This window comes from Novosphingobium silvae (assembly GCF_009856825.1).
Classification (GTDB): domain Bacteria; phylum Pseudomonadota; class Alphaproteobacteria; order Sphingomonadales; family Sphingomonadaceae; genus Novosphingobium; species Novosphingobium silvae.
In genome coordinates this window covers 1-15,677 of record NZ_WVTD01000020.1, presented here as the reverse complement: position 1 = coordinate 15,677, position 15,677 = coordinate 1, and the positions used below count along the sequence as shown (strand labels likewise).

Annotated in this window: 21 protein-coding genes; 10 read left to right on the top strand and 11 right to left on the bottom strand. The window is 68.1% G+C overall.

Annotated features, from left to right (window positions below; translation table 11 throughout):
• Nucleotides 1-43: 43 nt before the first annotated feature.
• The 5 genes from GR702_RS18580 to crtY all read right to left on the bottom strand — a co-directional run bounded on the left by GR702_RS18580 (nt 44) and on the right by crtY (nt 4,869).
• Complete coding sequence (locus GR702_RS18580; protein WP_160987204.1) at nt 44-1,009, bottom strand: squalene/phytoene synthase family protein; 966 nt, start codon at nt 1,007-1,009, stop codon at nt 44-46.
• Nucleotides 1,010-1,102: 93 nt separating this feature from the next.
• Entirely contained in the window at nt 1,103-1,696 is a 594-nt protein-coding gene (locus GR702_RS18575) for an LOG family protein (protein ID WP_160987203.1), read from the bottom strand.
• 1 nt (nt 1,697) lies between these two features.
• The gene (locus GR702_RS18570) at nt 1,698-2,159 is read right to left on the bottom strand and encodes a hypothetical protein (protein ID WP_160987202.1); all 462 of its coding nucleotides are present in this window, start codon (nt 2,157-2,159) and stop codon (nt 1,698-1,700) included.
• The gene (locus GR702_RS18565) at nt 2,156-3,634 is read right to left on the bottom strand and encodes a phytoene desaturase (RefSeq protein WP_160987201.1); all 1,479 of its coding nucleotides are present in this window, start codon (nt 3,632-3,634) and stop codon (nt 2,156-2,158) included. Before GR702_RS18565 ends, GR702_RS18570 begins: the two co-directional genes overlap by 4 nt.
• Complete coding sequence (gene crtY / locus GR702_RS18560) at nt 3,631-4,869, bottom strand: lycopene beta-cyclase CrtY (RefSeq protein ID WP_160987200.1); 1,239 nt, start codon at nt 4,867-4,869, stop codon at nt 3,631-3,633. The genes GR702_RS18565 and crtY overlap by 4 nt, the downstream gene beginning before the upstream one ends.
• 75 nt (nt 4,870-4,944) lie before the next feature.
• Between crtY and GR702_RS18555 the strand changes: the two genes are divergently transcribed.
• Together GR702_RS18555 and GR702_RS18550 are read left to right on the top strand one after the other, a co-directional pair.
• Complete coding sequence (locus tag GR702_RS18555; protein WP_160987199.1) at nt 4,945-5,484, top strand: GNAT family N-acetyltransferase; 540 nt, start codon at nt 4,945-4,947, stop codon at nt 5,482-5,484.
• Between the two features lie 109 nt (nt 5,485-5,593).
• Nucleotides 5,594-6,439 (top strand): MipA/OmpV family protein, encoded by an 846-nt coding sequence (locus tag GR702_RS18550; RefSeq protein WP_160987198.1) that lies wholly within the window; start codon nt 5,594-5,596, stop codon nt 6,437-6,439.
• A 2-nt stretch (nt 6,440-6,441) separates the two neighbouring features.
• Here the strand turns inward: GR702_RS18550 and GR702_RS18545 are convergent, their stop codons facing one another.
• Both GR702_RS18545 and GR702_RS18540 read right to left on the bottom strand, forming a co-directional pair.
• Complete coding sequence (locus GR702_RS18545) at nt 6,442-7,032, bottom strand: uracil-DNA glycosylase family protein (RefSeq protein WP_160987197.1); 591 nt, start codon at nt 7,030-7,032, stop codon at nt 6,442-6,444.
• A gap of 115 nt (nt 7,033-7,147) precedes the next feature.
• Entirely contained in the window at nt 7,148-7,786 is a 639-nt protein-coding gene (locus GR702_RS18540) for an SOS response-associated peptidase family protein (protein ID WP_237449805.1), read from the bottom strand.
• A 244-nt stretch (nt 7,787-8,030) separates the two neighbouring features.
• Between GR702_RS18540 and thiC the strand changes: the two genes are divergently transcribed.
• The 7 genes from thiC to GR702_RS18505 all read left to right on the top strand — a co-directional run bounded on the left by thiC (nt 8,031) and on the right by GR702_RS18505 (nt 13,005).
• Nucleotides 8,031-9,905 carry a phosphomethylpyrimidine synthase ThiC gene (gene thiC / locus GR702_RS18535; protein WP_160987196.1) on the top strand — a complete coding sequence of 625 codons (1,875 nt, stop codon included), beginning with the start codon at nt 8,031-8,033 and terminating at the stop codon, nt 9,903-9,905.
• A gap of 137 nt (nt 9,906-10,042) precedes the next feature.
• The gene (locus GR702_RS18530) at nt 10,043-10,324 is read left to right on the top strand and encodes a hypothetical protein (RefSeq protein ID WP_160987195.1); all 282 of its coding nucleotides are present in this window, start codon (nt 10,043-10,045) and stop codon (nt 10,322-10,324) included.
• Nucleotides 10,321-11,070, top strand: a complete 750-nt coding sequence (locus tag GR702_RS18525) for a DUF72 domain-containing protein (RefSeq protein WP_160987194.1) — start codon at nt 10,321-10,323, stop codon at nt 11,068-11,070. The genes GR702_RS18530 and GR702_RS18525 overlap by 4 nt, the downstream gene beginning before the upstream one ends.
• 67 nt (nt 11,071-11,137) lie before the next feature.
• Entirely contained in the window at nt 11,138-11,755 is a 618-nt protein-coding gene (locus GR702_RS18520; RefSeq protein WP_160987193.1) for a hypothetical protein, read from the top strand.
• 39 nt (nt 11,756-11,794) lie between these two features.
• On the top strand, nt 11,795-12,097 hold the full coding sequence (locus GR702_RS18515) for a YciI-like protein (RefSeq protein ID WP_160987192.1): 303 nt from the start codon (nt 11,795-11,797) through the stop codon (nt 12,095-12,097).
• Nucleotides 12,094-12,474 (top strand): YybH family protein, encoded by a 381-nt coding sequence (locus GR702_RS18510; RefSeq protein WP_160987191.1) that lies wholly within the window; start codon nt 12,094-12,096, stop codon nt 12,472-12,474. The genes GR702_RS18515 and GR702_RS18510 overlap by 4 nt, the downstream gene beginning before the upstream one ends.
• Before the next feature lie 174 nt (nt 12,475-12,648).
• Nucleotides 12,649-13,005, top strand: coding sequence for a hypothetical protein (locus GR702_RS18505; protein ID WP_237449804.1), 357 nt, complete (start codon nt 12,649-12,651; stop codon nt 13,003-13,005).
• A gap of 46 nt (nt 13,006-13,051) precedes the next feature.
• Here the strand turns inward: GR702_RS18505 and GR702_RS18500 are convergent, their stop codons facing one another.
• Together GR702_RS18500 and GR702_RS18495 are read right to left on the bottom strand one after the other, a co-directional pair.
• Nucleotides 13,052-13,618, bottom strand: a complete 567-nt coding sequence (locus tag GR702_RS18500) for a hypothetical protein (RefSeq protein ID WP_160987190.1) — start codon at nt 13,616-13,618, stop codon at nt 13,052-13,054.
• A gap of 203 nt (nt 13,619-13,821) precedes the next feature.
• Complete coding sequence (locus GR702_RS18495; RefSeq protein ID WP_160987189.1) at nt 13,822-14,094, bottom strand: hypothetical protein; 273 nt, start codon at nt 14,092-14,094, stop codon at nt 13,822-13,824.
• Nucleotides 14,095-14,404: 310 nt separating this feature from the next.
• On the opposite strand from GR702_RS18495, the gene GR702_RS18490 reads away from it, so the two are divergent.
• On the top strand, nt 14,405-14,842 hold the full coding sequence (locus tag GR702_RS18490; protein ID WP_160987188.1) for a COG3650 family protein: 438 nt from the start codon (nt 14,405-14,407) through the stop codon (nt 14,840-14,842).
• 13 nt (nt 14,843-14,855) lie between these two features.
• Here GR702_RS18490 and GR702_RS18485 read toward each other — a convergent pair whose 3' ends face one another.
• Both GR702_RS18485 and GR702_RS22430 read right to left on the bottom strand, forming a co-directional pair.
• Nucleotides 14,856-15,335, bottom strand: coding sequence for a hypothetical protein (locus GR702_RS18485; protein ID WP_160987187.1), 480 nt, complete (start codon nt 15,333-15,335; stop codon nt 14,856-14,858).
• 82 nt (nt 15,336-15,417) lie between these two features.
• Nucleotides 15,418-15,677, bottom strand: a 260-nt coding sequence (locus GR702_RS22430) for a PhnA domain-containing protein (protein WP_237449803.1), incomplete at its 5' end; no start/stop codon positions are given.

The following is a 15,677-nucleotide window of genomic DNA, read 5'->3' as shown; positions in this document are numbered from 1 at the left end:
TCCGGATCGTAACTCGCGCCCCGGAGGAGGGCTGAGCGGCGAATCAGCGCCGCTTGGCGATGCTCGCGAGTTCGCGGCGTGAGAGCGCGGGCCGGGACACGGCGCGCGGCGTGCGGCGTGCCTCCACGAAAGCTGTCGCCACCATGGAGAGCTTGCGGCCCTTGCCGATGACGACGCGGTGGTCCCAGGCATGGGCGCCCAGGCGCTCCACCTCCCGCGCGATGCCGCCATAGATCCTTGCGGCGGAAAGCACTGCCCAGCGCTGCCGGAACGCCAGGCGGGCCGCGCCCACGCGGGCGGAAGCCTCGTACTGCCGGGCCAGCGCGCAGGCCCGCGCGACCTGCGGCACCAGCGCGTGCCGGTAATGCGGCTTGGTGACTTCGCCGGGCGGAATGTCGGCCTCTGCCAGCCACTCGACGGGCAGGTAGCAGCGGCCGTTGGCATCGTCCTCCCACACGTCGCGCACGATGTTGGCGAGCTGGAAGGCGATACCGAGGTCGCATGCCCGGTCGAGCGTGTCCTCGTCATCGGCGGGAACGCCCATGACGGCGGCCATCATCACGCCCACCGCGCCCGCCACGTGGAAGCAGTAACGCAGCATGTCCGCTTCGGAGCGGGGGCGCCAGTCGGCCGCGTCGAGGGCGAAACCTGCCAGCACGTCCTCGACCATGGCGCGCGTCACCGGTGTCTCGCGCATGAGCTGGGCCAGCGCGTCGAAGGCGGGAGAGCCGGTCTCCTCGCCCGCCATCGCAAGTTCGGTAAGCGCGCGGATGGTGGCAAGGCGCGCCTCGGGATCGAGCCTTGCGGCGCTTGCCGGCGAAGTCCTTGCCGCATGGCCGTGGTCCTGCTCGTCGGCGATGTCGTCGCACGCGCGGCACCAGGCGTAGAGAAGCCAGACCCGCTCGCGCGTGGTGCGGTCGAACAGGCGGCTTGCCGCGGCGAAGCTTTTGGAGCCGCGCCTGATCGATTCGTGCGCGGCGGCGACGAGCGCTGCCCGTTCAGACGTCACGGGCCACCCCCGCGCCGGAGCCGTGCTTGCCCGGGCGTCCTGTGCCCGGCGATCGAACGCGCGCGAGGACCGGCAGTGCGCCGCCGGAGGAAGTCACAGGGTGGTCGGGTCCATGTTCACGATCGGCACGATCGGCTCGTGCGCGCGCATGCGCTCGAGCAGCGGGTCCAGCTCGGCGTCCGACAGCAGGATGTTCTGGTGCGCCGGTCGCACGAAGCCGACTTCGGCCATGTGGCGGTTAAAGGCCAGCAGGCCGTCGTAGAAGCCGAAGGCGTTGAGCACGCCCACCGGCTTGTTGTGATAGCCCAGCTGCGACCAGCTGACCGCTTCCCACAGCTCGTCCATGGTGCCGACGCCGCCGGGCAGCACGAGGAAGCCGTCGGACAGGCGCGTGAACTCGGCCTTGCGCTCGTGCATGGTGCCCACGATCGTGAGCTCGCACTCGTAGTTCGCCACTTCGCCGCCGCGCCCGTTGCCGCCCACCAGCGCCTCGGGAATGACGCCGATCACCTCGCCGCCCGCCTGGAGCGCGGCGCCGGCGATGGCTCCCATGAGGCCGAGGCGGCCTCCGCCATAGACGACGCCGATGCCCTGCCGGGCCAGCGCGGTGCCGACATCGCGGGCAAGGTCCATGTAGCGGGGGTCGGCGGGCGTGGCGGAGCCGCAGTATACGGCGAGGCGCTTCATTTCAGTCGATACCTTCAGTGGAGGAGCGGAGCCGGACGGGAGCGCCGTCGGGCAGGTCGCGGATCTGCCGGGCGATGTCGCCCGACAGGTAGATGAGATCGACGAGGTCGATCCGGATGAGCATGTCGGGCGAATAGTCCCCGGCGATCAGCGCCTGTGGCCGGAGGCTGTAGACCTCGCCCATGGCCGGGGGCCCAAGGCGCGCGGCGGCGGCGCTGACGAGGGCGTCGGCCTGCCAGACCACCTGCGTTTCCTCGAGCGCCATGTGCGCACGCGCCGCGGCCTCGTCGCCGAGCGCGATGACGGCGCCGACGTCGGGATCGAGGTAGTGGAACGCGCCATGCCGGTCGGTGACGAGCATGTGGCCCATCAGGCTGTGCGCGATCACTTCGGCGAACTCCACGCCGGTCCAGCCCCACGCGCTGCGCAGCGCGTTGAGCAGGGCAGCGGGGCTCGGTGTCACCGAAGATCCTCGATCATGAGCTTCGCGGTGGCCTTGGCGCTGCCGACCACGCCGGGAATCCCGGCGCCCGGATGCGTGCCCGCACCCACGAGATAGAGGTTCCTCAGCTTGTCGTCGCGGTTGTGGCCGCGGAAGTAGGCGCTTTGCGTCAGCAGCGGCTCGAGGCTGAAGGCGTTGCCGTTGTAGGCGCCAAGATCCGTGCGGAAATCGGGCGGGGCATAGTGGAAGCGGGTGACGATCCTGTCCTCGATGTCGGGAATCAGGCGGCGGCCCACTTCGGCGATCACGCGCTGTTCCAGGATCGGGCCCACTTCCGCCCAGTCGATCGGCAGCTTGCCCATGTGCGGCACCGGCACGAGGGCGTAGAACGTGCTCTTGCCCGGAGGCGCCATGGAAGGGTCGGTCACCGTCGGGTGGTGGAGATAGATCGAGAAGTCGCGCGGGAGCACGCCATGCTCGAAGATGTCGTCGAGCAGGCCCTTGTAGCGGGGGCCGAACAGGATGGTGTGGTGCGGGATGCCCGGCCATGTGCCGTCCAGCCCGAAGTGCACCACGAAGAGGCTGGGGGAAAAGCGCTTCTTCCTGAGCGACTTGGCCATCTCGCGCCCGCGCGGCGTGTTGGCAAGCAGGGTGGCGTAGGTATGGACGAGATCGCCGTTGGACGCGACCGCGTCGAACCGCTCGCGCCAGCCGCTCTCGCTCTCGACCTCGGTCACGCGGTCACCGATGGTGTGGACCTCGCGCACCTTGTCGCCCACGCGCAGGGTTCCGCCAAGCCGCTGGAACAGGTTCGCCATTCCCTGCGCCAGCTTGTTGGTGCCCCCCTTGGTCCACCACACCCCGCCGTCCTTCTCCAGCTTGTGGATGAGGGCGTAGATCGCGCTGGTGCTCATGGGATTGCCGCCCACCAGCAGGGTGTGGAACGAAAGCGCCTGGCGCAGGTGCTCGTCCTTCACGAAGTGCGAGACCATGGAGTAGACCGAGCGCCAGGCCTGGTAGCGGGCGAGCGCCGGGGCGGCCTTGATCATGCTGGCGAAATCGAGGAACGCCTCGTGCCCCAGCTTGACGTAGCCTTCCTGCCAGACTCCGGCGGAATAGCGCAGAAAATCCTCGTAGCCGGCAAGATCCTCGGGGCTGACGCGGGCGATCTCGCGGCGCAGCGCGGCCTCGTCGTTGCCGTAGTCGAAGACGACGCCGTCGGTCCAGTTGAGGCGGTAGAAGGGCGATACCGGCACCAGCGTCACATCGTCGCCGATGTCGCTTCCCGACAGCGCCCACAGTTCGCGCAGGCAGTCCGGGTCGGTGACGACGGTGGGGCCAGCGTCGAAGGTGAAGCCCTCGCGCTCCCACTGGTAGGCGCGGCCGCCCACCTTGTCGCGCGCTTCAACCAGAGTGGTGGCGATCCCCGCGCTCTGCAATCTGATCGCGAGCGAGAGGCCGCCGAACCCGGCGCCGATGACGCAGGCCTTCTTCATGCGCGTGCTCCTTCGCCGCGGCCAAGGTCGGCCAGCGGTCTTCCGCGGCCCGCAAGGCTGGCAAGCGCCGCGCCCACGGCGACGGGCGGCCGGCCCGCCAGCACGCGCACCATGTCGGAGGGGGTGGAGCGACCGGCATAGAAACGCTCGATCAGCGCTTCGGGCAGGGTGTAGAAGCGCGCCAGCATGCGCCAGCGGTCGGGCCCGTCGGAGGCGCCGAAGAGCATGCGGCTCAACATCCGGTAGAAGCGCCCATCGCGCCAGTGCTGTGCGGCCCATTCATGACTGATCGTTCCTAGTCTCTCGCCCGAGAGGTTGTCGAGGGTGGTCAGGTAAAGCGCGAATCTTACCGCATCGGGAATCGAGTAGGATGTCAGCGGATGGCAGAGCGCGGCGCGCGTGCCGGCACGGGCGATTTCGCCGCCCGAGCGCCAGAATGCCTCGAAGTCCCCCGTGGCGATCACGGGAAGCACGCCCGTCTCCTCGTAGGCGATGCGCTCTACCTCCCAGCCCGCCCTCGACGCGTAGTCGCGGATGCGGGCGCGAAGCACCGGCACGTCGAGTGCGGGGGTGTCGGAATAGTAGGTGTCCTCCACGAAGACTTCGGTCGGCGAGAAGGGCAGGCAGTAGACGAAGCGGTAACCGTCGACCTGGTCCACCGTCGCGTCCATCACCACCGGCGCGCTCAGGCCGTGCGGCGCGGCAAGGGTCAGCGTGTGGCCCAGAAACTTCTGCCAGCCCCCCGCCATATGCGCCAGCCCCTGTGCCCCGCGCGCATCGATCACGCCGCCTGCGCGGATCACCCGCCCATCGGCGAGGACCACCTTGCGGCCTTGCGCGTCCACCACTTCGGCCCTGGTGAGGATGCGCTCTGCCGGAAGCGCCGCGCGCACGGCCGCATCCAGCCTTGCGCTCGTGGCGCTGCGATAGGGGGTGCCGAGCCGCCGCTCCGCCGCGCCCGGAAAGCGCACGAGGTAGTCGTCCCAGCGCGCCGCGATCAGGGGTTCGACCAGCGCCTCGCCGCCGGCGGCGATGTCGCTGGCGAAGAAGGACCAGACGTGATGGCCGCCCAGCTTCTCCCCGCGCTCGATCACCATGACCGATAGTTCGGGCCGATGCGCGGTCATCGCAAGCGCGATCAGGCCGCCAGCCAGCCCGCCGCCCAGCACCGCGAGATCGCAGGACAGCGTGCCGGTATGGGGCTCGTTTGGCTTTTCGGCGGAAGTTTGCAGCATCTCCTGCCTCGCTTAGGGGCTGCGAACGATTGCTGCAACTTGGCAGCTTGCCCGCTTTGTAGCATGTTGGTCACGATGACAGGGGCCCTGACCATTTGCGACGCATCGCTCGACGATGCAGGTGCGATAACCGAAATCTATGCGCATTACGTGCTGGAAAGCACGGCGACGTTCGAGACCGTCCCGCCGGACGTTGACGAAACGCGCCGCCGCCTCGCCGAAAGGATCGAGGCCGGATACCCTTTTCTCGTCACCCGCGACGACGAGGGGCGCGTGCTCGCCTTCGGATTCGCCCAGCGCTACGGCCCGCGCGTCGGCTATCGCTACAGCGTGGAGACGACGATCTACGTCCGCCCGGACAGCGTGGGGCGGGGCATCGGCAGCGCATTGCTCAGCGCGCTTCTGTTCGAGTGCGAGAGCCGGGGTTTCCGCCAGGCCTTCGCGGTGATCGCCGCCTCCGAACCGACCTCGGTGGTCCTTCACGCCCGCGCCGGGTTCTTCCCCGTCGGTACGCTGGCGGGGGCCGGATGGAAGCACGGGCAGTGGATCGACGTGTTCCTGATGCAGCGCAAGCTGGGCGAAGGAAACGAGACCCTGCCGCAAGAGGCGCCCTGAACCGCCGGATAGCTTAGGCTTCAGGAACAAAATCTTCGTCGCGCTCGCTCGCGGCAACCGCAGGGACAGATGCGCGTTGCGCGCTGCACAAGAGTTTCAGGGGAATACCATGCGTTTTCGTTCGACCGCCACGCTGCTTGCCGCCACGGCAGCCTTCATCGCCGCTCCCTCGCTTGCGCAGGAAGCGCCCGAGGACAACGTCTTCGATCGCGACCACATCACCGTGGGCGTGGGCGCCGGCTACGTTCCAAGCTATCGCGGCTCGGACGACTACGTCGTCAGCCCGGTGCCGATCGTGCGTGGTTCGGTCTGGGGGGTCGACATCAACCCGCGTCTCGGCGGCGTGGCGCTGGACTTCGTGCCCGATGCGAAGGACGCCCGGGTCGGCCTTACGCTGGGCCCCGTCGCCACGGCTTCGTTCAACCGCCGCAACCAGATCAAGGACGACGTGGTCCGCGCCGCCGGCAAGCTCGACACCGCGGTCGAAGTGGGCGTCAGCGCGGGCGTGTCGTTCTACCGGCTGCTGAGCCCTTACGATTCGCTCAGCATCACCACCGACGTGAAATGGGACGTGGCGGGTGCATACTCGGGCATGACCTATACTCCGGTGGTGAGCTACACCACGCCGCTCAGCCCCGCGCTGCTGGCAACGGTGGCCGTCAGCGCCCGCCATGTCGACGACGATTACGCCAGCTACTACTATTCCGTCACGCCCGAGCAGAGCGCGCGCAGCGGGCTGCCCACTTACGGCGCAGAGGGCGGCTGGGACACGGGCAGCGCCACGCTGCTGCTCGGCTACGACCTTTCCGGCGACCTGCGCTCCGGCGGCTGGGCGGTGTTCGGCGTGGCGAACTATTCGAAGATGCTGAACGACGGCAAGGACACGCCCTTCACCTCGATCCGCGGCGATGCGGACCAGTGGGCCTTCGGCGCGGGCGTCGCCTACACCTTCTGACGTCAGGCAAGGGCGAGGACATCGTGAACGCGGCGGCGCAGGTCGGGCAGGACCTGCGCTTCGAACCACGGGTTCCTCGCCATCCACAGCCGGCTTCGCCAGGCGGGATGGGGCAGGGGAAAGAAACCCTCGGGCGTCTCGCGCCATAGCCTGACCGCTTCCGTCAGGTTGGGTGCGAAGCCGCGCGGCAGATAGCGTTTCTGCGCGTATTGCCCCACCAGCAGCGTGAGGCGAAGTTCGGGCATCCGGTCCAGCAGCGGCGCATGCCAGCGCGGCGCGCATTCCGGACGGGGAGGCTTGTCGCCCCCGCTCGCCTTTCCCGGATAGCAGAAGCCCGAAGGCATCTGCGCAATCTTCGCCGTGTCGTAGAACGTGGCCTTGTCCAGCCCCAGCCAGTCACGCAGGCGGTCGCCGCTGTCGTCGTCCCAGCCGATCCCGCTGGCGTGAACCTTGCTGCCCGGCGCTTGCCCGATGATCAGGATGCGTGCCGTGGGGCTGGCCGCGACGAACGGGCGCGGCTCGAACCCCAGCGCGGTCTCGCACAGGCGGCAGGCACGAATTTCGGAAAGCAGCGTATCCAGTGGTGCGGGCATGGAGACCAGATGGCGTCGCCGCCCGCCCGCCACAAGACCGGCCGCAGTCCTTAAATGCCCCTGCCCTCGGCGTGCGTCCGGTGCCGCGCTGCCCTCAACGCGAGTCCCGTGCCGCTCAGGCCCGCTGCGTCATCAGCGACGAGGAATAAGGCGCCACCAGTCCCTTCGCCCGGTCCCATCCGCCGTTCAGCCACAGCGCCCAGGCCTTCGGCTGGGGCGGCAGGATGACGGGCATCGTCTCGCGGCCAACCGCCTTCAGCGCCGCGTTCGCCTCGCAGGCGAGAAGCGCGAAGGACGGCACTTCGCTGTCCTTCCACACCGCCGCCATGGCGAAGATCGGCTGGTCGGCGCAGGCGAACCATGACTGGCGGCGCTTGCCGTCCACCGGGGAAGGGCGTCCCCACTCCATGAAGGCGGTCGCGGGGACGAGGCAGCGGAACTCGCTGTTGCGAAGGTTGCCGATCCAGAACGGGCTGTCGAGATTGCGGACCGACAGGATGCCGTGGCGCGAACCGTTCATGCCGGAATGGGGAACGGAGGGCGGCGGCGGCACGCCCCACAGGCGCGGCGTCATGCGCCTAGGGGCCAGGCCGCCGGGCCTGGGTCCGGCGATCGCCTCGCGCCCGGCGGTGATCACCGGCGCGAAGCCGCCCGGCGCCACATGGCCCCCCGCCCATGGGTCTTCGCGCGCCTCGGCCCCGAAGACCAGGGCCACGTCGCGCGCGGTCGCGTCCAGGCGATAGAGCATCGGCATAGCCAGTGGCCCCCTAGACCGCCGCCGCGAGCGCGTCTATCATCGCGCCACCCCGGGGAGCCTAGCAGGGTCCCTGCTTGAAAGAGCGCCGGACCCTGGGCTGAGAGTTGTGGGTATGCTCCACAAGACCCGTCGAACCTGAACCCGTTAATACGGGCGGAGGGAGTGGACGCGGCCTTGAGTGCGATTTTTCCGGCCCGCAATCCGTCTCTTTTTCCGTCCCATGGAAAGAAGAGAGGCATCCATGGCTGACATCAGTTCCAAGCTCGAGATCGGCGTCACGACAGGCCCGATACGCGGATCGAGGAAGATCCATGTCCCCGCGCAAGGCAACCCGGCCCTGCGCGTGGCCATGCGCGAGATCCATCTGGAGCCCTCCAGCGGCGAGCCGCCGGTGCGCGTCTACGACACTTCCGGCCCCTATACCGACGAGCAGGCCAGCATCGACATTTCGGCGGGGCTTCCTGCGCTGCGCCGGCCCTGGCAGCTCGCGCGCGGCGACGTCGAGGAATACGAGCCGCGCGAAGTGAAGCCCGAGGACAACGGCCAGCTCGGACCGGACCGGTCGGGCGGCGTCCCGCCTTTCCCCACTGCGCTGAGGAAACCGCTGCGCGCGCGCCCCGGCATGAACCTGTCGCAGATGCACTATGCGAGGCAGGGCATCGTCACGCCCGAGATGGAGTACGTGGCCGAGCGCGAGAACCTCGGCCGTGCGCGCCTTGCCGCGTACAACCGCTCTGGCGAGAGCTTCGGCGCCTCGATCCCGGACTATGTGACGCCTGAATTCGTGCGCGACGAAGTGGCGCGGGGGCGGGCGATCATCCCCAGCAATGTCAACCATCCCGAAGCCGAGCCGATGGCGATCGGGCGCAACTTCCTCGTCAAGGTCAACGCCAACATCGGCAACTCCGCCGTCGCCTCGGACGTGGCGAGCGAGGTTGACAAGATGGTCTGGGCGATCCGCTGGGGCGCGGACACCGTCATGGACCTTTCCACCGGGCGCAACATCCACGACACCCGCGAATGGATCATCCGGAACAGCCCTGTGCCCATCGGCACCGTGCCCATCTACCAGGCGCTGGAGAAGGTCGGCGGCATCGCCGAGGACCTGACCTGGGAGATCTTTGCCGATACCCTGATCGAGCAGGCCGAGCAGGGGGTGGACTACTTCACCATCCACGCAGGCGTGCGCCTGCCTTTCGTGCCGCTGGCGGCGAAGCGCATGACCGGCATCGTCAGCCGGGGCGGATCGATCATGGCCAAGTGGTGCCTTGCCCATCACAAGGAGAGCTTCCTCTACGAGCGTTTCGACGAGATCACCGAGATCATGAAGGCCTACGACGTCGCCTATTCGCTGGGCGATGGCCTGCGCCCCGGCTCGATCTACGACGCCAACGACGAGGCGCAGTTCGCCGAGCTCTACACGCTGGGCGAACTGACGAAGCGCGCCTGGGCGCAGGATGTCCAGGTCATGATCGAAGGTCCCGGCCACGTGCCGATGCACAAGATCAGGGAAAACATGGAAAAGCAGCTCGAGGCATGCGGCGAAGCGCCGTTCTATACCTTGGGCCCGCTCACCACCGACATCGCGCCCGGCTACGACCACATCACCAGCGGCATCGGCGCCGCCCAGATCGGTTGGTACGGCACCGCGATGCTCTGCTACGTGACGCCCAAGGAGCACCTCGGCCTGCCCGACCGCGACGACGTGAAGGTGGGCGTGGTCACCTACAAGCTTGCCGCTCACGCCGCCGACCTCGCCAAGGGCCACCCCGCCGCACAGGTCCGCGACGATGCCCTGAGCAAGGCCCGCTTCGAGTTCCGCTGGCGCGACCAGTTCAACCTCAGCCTCGATCCCGACACGGCCGAGCAGTACCACGACCAGACGCTTCCGGCCGAAGGCGCGAAGTCGGCGCACTTCTGCTCGATGTGCGGCCCCAAGTTCTGCTCGATGAAGATCAGCCAGGAAGTGCGCGACTTCGCCGCCACGCAGAACCAGCCGAGCAGCCGGTTCCTCGCCGCCGAGGAAGCGGAGGCCGGAATGCGGGAAATGAGCCGCGTGTTCAAAGACACCGGCAGCGAACTCTACATGGGCGCGGGGGGCCGCGAGCACGACTGACCGCTTTCGCCTCGCACCTGCGCGAGGTGCGGGACCCTTCCGATGGTCTGGCGCATTATCGTCATGCCACCGGATGGGGCTTCGCCTTCGCGGAGGCGACGAACGGTGGTAGCGTGCCCCGATCGCGAGGAGACCTCATGAAGAACCACGCTGCCGACTGGCTCAAGCTTACGCACGACAGTTACTGGCTCTGGGCCGAATCGATGATGGTAATCGGCATGCGTACATCCGACATGATGACCGGGCGCGGCAGCGAGCGGGAGAATGCGCTGATGGTCTCCGAGAAAGTGAAGGCCGCGGCTGACCTCGGCATGCAGATGGCGATGGGCGGCATGGTCTCGCCGCAGGCGGCGGTCTCCCACTATCGGCGCAAGGTCACGGCCAACCGGCGTCGCCTCGCCCGGAAGAAGACGAAGTGACAGGCAAGGTCCGCATCGGGATCGGCGGCTGGACTTACGAGCCCTGGCGCGAGACCTTCTATCCCAAGGGCCTGCCTCATGCGCGTGAGCTTGCCTATGTGGGCGAGCACCTCACCGCGACCGAGATCAACGCCACCTTCTACCGCCGCCAGAGCCCGGCCAGCTTCGCGAAGTGGCGCGAAGCGGTGCCGGACGGCTTCGTCTTCGCGCTCAAGGGCAGCCGCTACTGCACCAACCGCAGGAACCTTGCCGAGGCGGGGGAAGGGGTGGAAAACTTCCTGGCGCAGGGGCTGGTGGAACTGGGGGACAGGCTGGGCCCCATCAACTGGCAGCTCGCCGCCACCAAGAAATTCGACGCCGACGAGATCGCCGCCTTCCTTGCCCTGCTGCCCGGCACCCATGAAGGTGTGGCCATCCGCCACGCCATCGAAGCGCGCCACGCGAGTTTCGACGACCCCGCCTTCTACGCCCTTTGCGCCGAGGCGAAAGTGGCGGTGGTGCTGGCCGACAGCCCCAAGTACCCCGTCCTCGATGCGGTGGAGAGCGCTCCCTTCATCTATGCGCGCCTGCAGAATGCCCGCGCCGAACTGGAGCAGGGCTACCCCGACGCGGAGCTGGACGACTGGGCCCGGCGCCTCGAAGGCTGGGCCGCGGATGGGCGGGAGGTCTTCGCCTTCTTCATCAACGGAGCCAAGGAACGCGCGCCCGCAGCGGCCATGGCGTCGATCGAGAGGCTGAAAGCGTAGGGGCTGTGCGCCCTGGCGACCGATGCCGCAATGCAACCTTCGTGGCGGCCCGCGTGTTTTTACGCGCATGAGACAGATCGCATCGCTGGGCGCCATCGCCTTCCTCTCGCTTGCCGCCTGTTCGTCGCAGGGCGAGCAGCCTTCCCCTACTGCTTCCGAGACGATCGGGCCGGAAATCGACGCGGGGCCTGCCTCCGCAGGCTCCGTCACCGAGGCTCCGCTCGCGGGCGTCAGCGAAAGCGGCGCTGCCTCTCCGGCGGTCCTCGGTCTCGAAGGGCTGGGCGAATTGAAGATCGGGCAGCCGGTGCCGCGCGGCAGTTCCTTTGCAGAGCGCGGTGCGCAGGAGAGCGACAGCTGTCGCGTCGTCAGCTCGCCCGACCATCCCGGCGTCCATGCCATCGTCGAAGGCGGCAAGGTGCGCCGCATCACCATCGGTCAGCGCTCGAACGTGAAGCTTGCGGAAGGAATCGGCGTGGGCGCTTCCGAGGCCGACGTGAAGAAGGCGTTCCCGGGCTTCCGCGAGGAAGGGCACAAGTATCAGGCTGCTCCGGCCAAGTACCTGACGGCGCCGAATGCCCGGCCGGGCGAATCGGCGCTGCGCTTCGAGATCGACGGCAACGGCAAGGTGGGTCTGATCCACGTCGGCGAGATGCCGGTGCTCGCCTATGTCGAGAACTGTTCCTGAGGGCTTCCGCCAGGCGGGCGTGCGGGGCAGGATAGGGGCATGAACCACTACATCCTGACCTATCACCTCTCGTCCGACTATCTGGAGCGGCGGCCTGCCTGGCGAGCCGAGCATCTCGCGCTCGCCTGGCGGGCGGTCGACAGCGGCGAGCTCCTGCTTGGGGGCGCTCTGGACGATCCCGTCGACACCGCCATGCTGTTGTTCGCCGGCGATGGGCCGGCTGCTGCCGAGGCTTTCGCCCTCGCTGACCCCTATGTTCGCGAGGGCCTTGTCGAGCGCTGGACGGTGCGTCGCTGGAATACCGTGGTCGGGGAGGCTGCGGCTTCTCCGGTGCCGGCATGAGCGCGGCGCAGGAACTTGCGGTCCGCACCCGGCGGGCGGCCTTCAACCGCGCCATCGCCGCCGGAGATGCCGAGGCGATCGCCCCGATCCTCGCACGCGACTGCGTCATGGTGACTGGCAGCGATTCGGCCGTCATCTCGGGTCGCATGGCGCAAGTGAAGGTGTGGCGGCGCGAGTTCGCGCAAGCCGACCGCATGGTCTACGTGCGCACACCGGAAAGCGTGACCGTCTCCCCGGTCGAGCCGATCGCGATGGAGCACGGGCGCTGGCAGGGCACTTCCGCCGGTCCTTCCGCTTCGGGCACTTACGTCGCAAAGTGGCGGCAGCTGGGCGGGGAGTGGGTGATCGAGGCGGAGATATTCGCCACGCTGGCATGATGGCGATGCAGACGTAAGTGCTTGGGGACTGCGGCGCGATGGGCTATGGGCCGCGCGCTACCCGGCGCGGCCAGCGCCGTGAGAAGCATTTCAAGAGGATGACCCGGACGGTCGGTGCCCGCAGCACCTTGCGCGATCCCCGCGCAGGGGCCGGGTGCGAGGAGCCTTGCATCGATGAAATCCGAAGCTGCCGCCATTACTGACAGTGCAACAGCCGCCGCCACAGCCGCAGCGGACGCCGCCATCTTCGCCGGTCCTGCGGCGCTGCTCGACGCGGCTGGCGCGCTCTGGGTGGAAGCCGGTTCGGTGATCGCATTGCGCGCGGCCCGCATCGGACAGGGCGATCCGGGCGCCGGCGACGAAATGGTGCGGATGGTGGCGGAAAAGGTCTGGGCCGGCTGGGAGCTTGGCTTCGCGCTCGCCTGGGGACAGCTGGGCCATGATCCGAGCACTGTGTTCAGCCGCACGCTGAAGCATTACCGCCGCGCGGTGCAGGCCAACTTCGACCGTCTCTCCGCCAACGAGCGCTGATCTCCGGGCGGGTAGGGGCCTTGCCCGTCGGTTGTGCAGGAGCGGCTTACAGGCCGTCTTCTGCCACCATCACGTCCTGTGCCGCATCAGCAGCGCGAGCTGCCGCAGCGGATGCCGCATCGCCGCGCCGGGCGGCGGGGGGCTGCTCAAGCGGTTCCTGCATCCGCCGCCCTGTGCCATAGGCAGGCGGCATCCTTGGAGCGACAGCAGGCGCGCTGTGGCCATCCTCTGCGTACCGGTCCACGTCGCCGGGTTCGTCCTCATAGTGCGGGCGCGGGCCGTAACCGGGCGGCGGATAGGCCTCGTAGCCTTGTGGCGCGGCATAGGCGGGAGGCCCTGCCTCTTCGTAGCTCTCCTCGTAACCATGCCCGAAGGGCCACGCGGGCGAATCGAGCATGGACACGCCCTCCTCCAGCCAGCCTTGCCGCGCGGGCGGAGCAGCGGCGTAAGACGAGGCACCCTCGTCCGCGCGAGGCGCTTCCGCCCGGGCGGCGTGCTCTCCGTCACGGGAGCTGCCGCCATAGCTGCGCATCGTCCCTGTCGTCATGCCCGCGAACGCCGCACCGGCGACAGCGCCTGCGACCAGCAGCAGGACGAGCTTGCCCGCAGCCATGGATACCTCCGAAGTGTGTGTGACCGTCCCCTGCCACCGCAGCTAGCGACCAGTGCCTGACGCCTCGCTTAACGCCGTGCGGCGCGGACGCAAGAAGGGCGCCGTCCCGCTCGAGGGGGACGGCGCCCTGTCCGCGCTGCTTCGCCCGGGCGTTGGGAGAGAGGAGAGTGCCCGGACGCGCAGCTGCGCGTTTGGTCTGCCGATTACTGGCCGAGGTTCAGCTTGGCAGCTTCGGCGGTCGAGAACGAGACGTTGCGGCTGTTGTAGGTGCCCGAAACGCGGTCGCCCTTGACGTAGAGGCGGAAAGGCACGCCGGCCGAAGTCGCGCCGTTGATCACGGTGACCTTGCCCTTCTGCTCGGTGGTGTAGGCGTAGTTCACGCCCTCGTGCGAGAATTCGCGCGCTTCGTCGGCCGAAGCGACGGCGGGAACGGCAAGGAGAGCGACAGCGGCAGTGGCGAGAACGGTCTTGAACATGGCAAAATCCCTTAGTCTGGTTCGACAGGAAGTTCGCCTTGAGCGCCCTGTCTTGTTGCGACGCAGCAAAAGCGTGCGAGCGACAGTAACGCAATTCCAATTGGGGAACCTGCTGTTGCATAATTCGCAACTCCGCAAATTTCTGCTGCTTTTTTGAGCAGATACCGAGATGACCATTTCCGACAAAATCGACGTGCCGAGTAAAATGCCGGCGCGCGGCCGGTGTTTTGCGCGAGTCGGTCGGGAAGAACGGCGATGCTCGCGTGCGTCTTCGCTTGTTCGATTGCGCGCAACCGCGCTAGACAAGGCCATGGACCGCTCCACCCTGCTTCGACTGACCCTTCCCTTGACGGTGCTCGCGGTTGCAGCATGCCATTCCGCCAGTGAGCAGGTGCCGGGCGATGCTGCGAACCGCCGCCCGTTCGATGGCATCGCGGCTGACGAGACCGTCCACTTCCTTGGAACGGAGCCGTTCTGGGGCGGTCACGTCCAGGCGGACAGCCTAACCTACACGACGCCGGAGAACGCGACGGGAGAGACGGTAACTGCGAGCCGCTTTGCGGGGCGCGGGGGCATGTCGTTCAGCGGCAGGCTTGCCGCGGGCGACTTCACGCTGGCGGTGAGCCCCGGCGCATGCACCGACGGCATGTCTGATGCCCGGTACCCGTTCATCGCCACGATGCAGATCGGATCGGAGACGCGCAAGGGTTGCGCCTGGACCGAACGGCAGCCGCGCACGGCCCGCTAGAACGCACGCGCCATCAAAGCGTGGAAGAGGAGGGCGCCTGCTCGGCCTCGCGCACTTCCTCGGCTACTTCGGCAGCCTGCGCGGCCTGGGCCTCGGCGGAACTGGCGCCCTGCGCGGGCGCGTGGGTCTGGGCTGAGGGCTCGTAGCTCGCGGCGCTTACTTCGCCGTCCAGCGCGGCGCTCTCGTCGGCATAGGCATAAGTATAGGGATCGACCGGCGAGGACATCTGCACATCGTAGGCAGCGGCGCCGGGGCGGTAGACGTCCCAGGCATAGCCACCCGGCGGCGTCGACATGTCCTGAGGAGGCGAGAGGTCCTGCGGTGTGGGTTCGACGTAGTAGTCGCGCCCATCGAGTGACGGCGGAGCGGAAAGAGCGATCTCCGCCTCCGCATCCTTCGATGTCATCCGGGTGGGGATCGTGGCCCCGGCCAGTGTTCCGAGGGCGATCGTCCCGGCAAGGGCAACGGCGATAACGGTTCGGGTCTGTGGCACAGGACTGCTCCGGTTATCCCTCCCGCAGTCTTAACGATGCAGGCGCGGGAGCGTTCCGCACCGCGGCCGTGCCCTGTTCGGGTTAGCGCTTGCGCACGAACTCGGCGCGCAGCACCAGCCCCTTGATCCCCGGGAACTTGCAGTCGATCTCCTGCGGGTCGCCGGTCAGGCGGATCGACTTGATGAGCGTGCCCTGCTTGAGCGTCTGGCCCGCACCCTTAACAGCCCGCTGCCGAAGTCGATTTTTCGGGACGGCGCTCAGCCCGGCCCCGCAGACATGATGATCAGCAGCACGCCGGCTTCGGCTGCGACTTGGCCGACGAGGGCGAAGATCAGCGCGTT

What these genes read in the sequence shown, in the direction of transcription:
- GR702_RS18575 (WP_160987203.1), bottom strand. Translation starts at nt 1,696, where the DNA reads ATGAAGCGCCTCGCCGTATACTGCGGCTCCGCCACGCCCGCCGACCCC.
- GR702_RS18565 (WP_160987201.1), bottom strand. Translation starts at nt 3,634, where the DNA reads ATGAAGAAGGCCTGCGTCATCGGCGCCGGGTTCGGCGGCCTCTCGCTC.
- crtY (WP_160987200.1), bottom strand. Translation starts at nt 4,869, where the DNA reads ATGCTGCAAACTTCCGCCGAAAAGCCAAACGAGCCCCATACCGGCACG.
- GR702_RS18555 (WP_160987199.1), top strand. Translation starts at nt 4,945, where the DNA reads ATGACAGGGGCCCTGACCATTTGCGACGCATCGCTCGACGATGCAGGT.
- GR702_RS18550 (WP_160987198.1), top strand. Translation starts at nt 5,594, where the DNA reads ATGCGTTTTCGTTCGACCGCCACGCTGCTTGCCGCCACGGCAGCCTTC.
- GR702_RS18545 (WP_160987197.1), bottom strand. Translation starts at nt 7,032, where the DNA reads ATGCCCGCACCACTGGATACGCTGCTTTCCGAAATTCGTGCCTGCCGC.
- GR702_RS18540 (WP_237449805.1), bottom strand. Translation starts at nt 7,786, where the DNA reads ATGCCGATGCTCTATCGCCTGGACGCGACCGCGCGCGACGTGGCCCTG.
- thiC (WP_160987196.1), top strand. Translation starts at nt 8,031, where the DNA reads ATGGCTGACATCAGTTCCAAGCTCGAGATCGGCGTCACGACAGGCCCG.
- GR702_RS18530 (WP_160987195.1), top strand. Translation starts at nt 10,043, where the DNA reads ATGAAGAACCACGCTGCCGACTGGCTCAAGCTTACGCACGACAGTTAC.
- GR702_RS18520 (WP_160987193.1), top strand. Translation starts at nt 11,138, where the DNA reads ATGAGACAGATCGCATCGCTGGGCGCCATCGCCTTCCTCTCGCTTGCC.
- GR702_RS18515 (WP_160987192.1), top strand. Translation starts at nt 11,795, where the DNA reads ATGAACCACTACATCCTGACCTATCACCTCTCGTCCGACTATCTGGAG.
- GR702_RS18510 (WP_160987191.1), top strand. Translation starts at nt 12,094, where the DNA reads ATGAGCGCGGCGCAGGAACTTGCGGTCCGCACCCGGCGGGCGGCCTTC.
- GR702_RS18505 (WP_237449804.1), top strand. Translation starts at nt 12,649, where the DNA reads ATGAAATCCGAAGCTGCCGCCATTACTGACAGTGCAACAGCCGCCGCC.
- GR702_RS18500 (WP_160987190.1), bottom strand. Translation starts at nt 13,618, where the DNA reads ATGGCTGCGGGCAAGCTCGTCCTGCTGCTGGTCGCAGGCGCTGTCGCC.
- GR702_RS18495 (WP_160987189.1), bottom strand. Translation starts at nt 14,094, where the DNA reads ATGTTCAAGACCGTTCTCGCCACTGCCGCTGTCGCTCTCCTTGCCGTT.
- GR702_RS18490 (WP_160987188.1), top strand. Translation starts at nt 14,405, where the DNA reads ATGGACCGCTCCACCCTGCTTCGACTGACCCTTCCCTTGACGGTGCTC.